Raw genomic sequence first — 3,465 nt, 5'->3', positions numbered from 1 at the left:
ACATACCCAGCGTCCGCCTGAACCGTTACGTAAACCCAGTTATCCTCCCCTTCTGTAATCTTTATTTTTCCGTTCGCTGACTCCTCTTTTGTCACTTTGAACACTGTCTTATCTTCTGCCTTTACCTGTGATGTCATAACTAGGGTCAAAAGCATCATTACCACTCCTGCTAAGGTCAGTAACCGTTTCTTTACTTTCTTCATATTTGAGTTCTACTCCTTTTCTTTTTGCTAAAAATAAGCATCAGGTTTCCCTCATGCTTAGCTTCAAATCCCTATTTACTTGTCCTCTATACCCTCAATAAAATCACCTCCTTTCTAAATAAAAAAACCGAAGATTCTAGCTTTCACTAAAACCCTCGGTTCTCGGTACGTTCTTCTCTTATTAATTTTGCGTGTACTACAAAACGCTCTCTAACCCCACCTGCGTTCGTGCAAGTTGATAAGGTTAATACCTTTTCGCTATCCTCCTTCCTTTTAAAACTTGTCTTAAGCCATGTTTCCCATTCTTCTTGACTTTCAAACAGGACCTGATAATCAGCGGCTTCCACACTTGTCTCATATGCACTTATAATTTCATATTCCCGGTAGAGACCTGGCTGATAGACTTCAATTATTCTTCTCTTCATCAGATAGCTGGCATCCGCATAATTCGGAAGCTCGCTAAACATCTGGGTCGTAATCATGTTGTGTCCATATATAATAGTGTGAGCGTTGACAAACTCAGGGCTATTTCTCGCATCCATAAAAATACTGCCCACCACGTCTACTTCCTTCTGATAGTTATGATACAGATAGTACTCGGAGTCCCCACTTCTTAACACTGGATAGTCAATAGACGTTCCGGGGATACGAATCCAAGCAATGATTTCCTGATTTATCGTCTGTAATCCTGCAAAATCAATCTCGTAAGTGGACGCTTCCTCCACTTCATCTTTTTTTACATCCTTCTGCTTTGTTTCTACGTATTGGCTTTTCAGCTGATTCATCTCTTTCTTTGCTTGGCTATAAGGCATTTGCTCTTTTGAAGCAAAATAGAAAAAGATAAATGCCAAGACTAAAAACAATACGATTAAAAACTTCAGCTCCTTCCACTTCATAAGTCTACGACTCCTTTCTCAGAGTTCTTCACAATTTCGGCATCACTAGCAAAGCTATTGAATCTATCCCGAATTTTCTCTAGTGCAGAATTTCTTACTCTTTCAAATGTTCTCTGACTCCCTTTAAAATCACTTAAAACTTCTTTGTAAGGCTTACTCTTAATATAACGATTCAGAATAATCTCTCTTTCTTTCCCCACTAAACTTGAATAGCAGCATCTTATTCGTTTATATATTTGTCGCTCATTATAGAGTCTTTGGAGCTCGTAATTAATATCTCGAAGAATCTCTGCGAACAGCTCTTCATGCAATTCAATGGTATGGAATAGATCTCTACGTTCAGGGGTGCCTTTATTTGTATCTTGTAGATTGGCTCTAGCATACAAGTTAGTATGGTACTCTGCGTTCACCTTTTCCCACTTCTCCTTTAACTCTTGATACTTAACCGTCTCTTCCGCAGAAAACTGTTCACACGTCTGCAAACGGAAGATAACTTCCTTAATCGTAATCTCTCTTCTCACGCAACTTCTCCTTTCGACATATTCCTTGTGTTTTTATGACGAAAGAAGTAACTTCGTGACAAATTGTCACAAAGCTTGAAATTTCACTTCGTGTCAATTTGTCACAAGGTTATTTTGTTTTAACCATAAAGATCATGATTTACTTCGGCTTGATAAAAATGGCTCATAGTAACCGGCGCATTGTACAAAACGCTTATTAGGTATTGCTTGATATTACGCACTTTACTCGTATTCTTTTCTAAACAAGCAAAGACGTATTGCATGTGAGAGAAGTTAATCTTTTGAAAACGCTCTTTTACTAGCTGTGCTGGGATTTCCTCGCCAGAAACTTTAATATTTCTTTTGTCGCTTGCCAATACCTCTACAATTATCTCTGTTAGCTCATCTACGGCTTTTTTCTCATGATCACAAACAAGGAACTCATACCCGACCTGTTCTTTCACTGCTATCGCCGTAGCGTTAACAACTGCCATCCTTCTTTCTATCTCACTAGATAGATGGATAGATCGTTCTTTTTCAGTATTATTTATATTAGTATTATTAGGGTCGGAAATATCGACTTCTTGAGGTCGGTCTTTTCCGACTCCTTGAGGTCGGCGTTTTCCGACTTCTTGAGGTCGGCATTTTCCGACTCCTTGAGGTCGGCGTTTTCCGACTTCTTGGGGTCGGCGTTTTCCGACTTCTTGAGGTCGGTCTTTTCCGACTTCTTGGGGTCGGTCTTTTCCGACCTCTGGCTCTTTCACCTTAATATCTGCGCCGTCCGCTATTCCGGACATTTTACCGGAACTACTATCATTTGGGGATACATTGAAGTTTAAAACGTAAATATGATCCGCCTGCCCTAGCCCCCTTTTAACCTTCTCTATTAACCCAATTCCTTTTACTGTATCAAGCTCACCCATGAGCTTGATTGCCTTGTCTCGTTTACAACTCATATATTCCATAAGCTCTGCAATTGTAAAGATGATGTAAACTTTTCCATTTCTATCAATCCATTCATTTCTAATTGATAAACTCATTCTATCAAGCAAGACGCCATATAAAACCTTAGCCTCGCATGATACATGAGCAAAATATGGGTCTGTAAAAAGCACCTTGGGGATTCGGTAAAAGGAAAAGCTTTCCGCTTCATAATCACTAAAGTATTCAAACTTTATTCTCTTTTTCAAGCTTTACCCCCACCCTTCTTCCGCCAGTCTTCTAAAAGGCTATAGATTACAGACTCTATCTCTTCATCATGAAAACCTTCGGGAAAGAATTCTTGTATCGTCTTGCGTTTTATGGTTATACTACCCGACAGCCTCTTTTCTTTTGCAAAAATAATCTCCTGTAATCTCTCTGCCGACAACTCCCTTCTATTGCTAGCTTCTTTAAGCTCCTTAGAGATTTTTACATTTGGAAACTTTTTTGTTTCTAAGATAGTCTTAAGCAACTCTTTTTGCTCTTGCTTCTTTAAATAAGATAATTCTGCACCAGCAATGACCGGAATCTTCTTTTTATCAACAAAATCAAGCAGCTCCTTTAATAAGTATGTTAGACGGATAAGCCGATAAACTTTGCGTTCATTATCGCCAGCTTCTTCCCCAACCTTTTTAGCAGACTTTATCCCTTCCTTCCCTTGATGTTTGAATGTCTCTAAGCGCATCCTATAAGCAAATGCCTTTTCGCTAGGTAATAGATTCTCCCTTTGAATATTACTATCAAGCATTATTCGAACAGCCTCTTCATCTGTCAGCGTCTTACACCTACATGGCATCGTGGAGAGACCGGCAAGCCTAGAGGCTAGACAGCGTCTATGCCCGGAAACCATCTCATAACCGCCTAGAGACCTAATTCGAACAATTC

Annotated in this window: 5 protein-coding genes; all 5 read right to left on the bottom strand. The window is 39.5% G+C overall.

Translation table 11 applies throughout. The features are described from left to right. On the bottom strand, nucleotides 1-203 hold a 203-nt coding region (locus NHH16_RS15175; protein ID WP_262070436.1), incomplete at its 3' end, for a hypothetical protein. A gap of 146 nt (nucleotides 204-349) precedes the next feature. Beyond that, on the bottom strand, nucleotides 350-1,099 hold the full coding sequence (gene srtB, locus NHH16_RS15170; RefSeq protein WP_262070435.1) for a class B sortase: 750 nt from the start codon (nucleotides 1,097-1,099) through the stop codon (nucleotides 350-352). Continuing rightward, the gene (locus NHH16_RS15165; protein WP_262070434.1) at nucleotides 1,096-1,620 is read right to left on the bottom strand and encodes a hypothetical protein; all 525 of its coding nucleotides are present in this window, start codon (nucleotides 1,618-1,620) and stop codon (nucleotides 1,096-1,098) included. Before NHH16_RS15165 ends, srtB begins: the two co-directional genes overlap by 4 nt. 119 nt (nucleotides 1,621-1,739) lie before the next feature. Further along, nucleotides 1,740-2,789 (bottom strand): replication initiator protein A, encoded by a 1,050-nt coding sequence (locus tag NHH16_RS15160; protein ID WP_262070433.1) that lies wholly within the window; start codon nucleotides 2,787-2,789, stop codon nucleotides 1,740-1,742. Continuing rightward, on the bottom strand, nucleotides 2,786-3,465 hold a 680-nt coding region (locus NHH16_RS15155; protein WP_262070432.1), incomplete at its 5' end, for a ParB/RepB/Spo0J family partition protein. The genes NHH16_RS15155 and NHH16_RS15160, both read right to left, overlap by 4 nt.

The organism is Ohessyouella blattaphilus, from assembly GCF_024721265.1.
GTDB classification, from domain to species: Bacteria; Bacillota; Clostridia; order Lachnospirales; family Lachnospiraceae; genus Aequitasia; species Aequitasia blattaphilus_A.
This window is presented reverse-complemented; position numbering and strand designations above follow the sequence as displayed.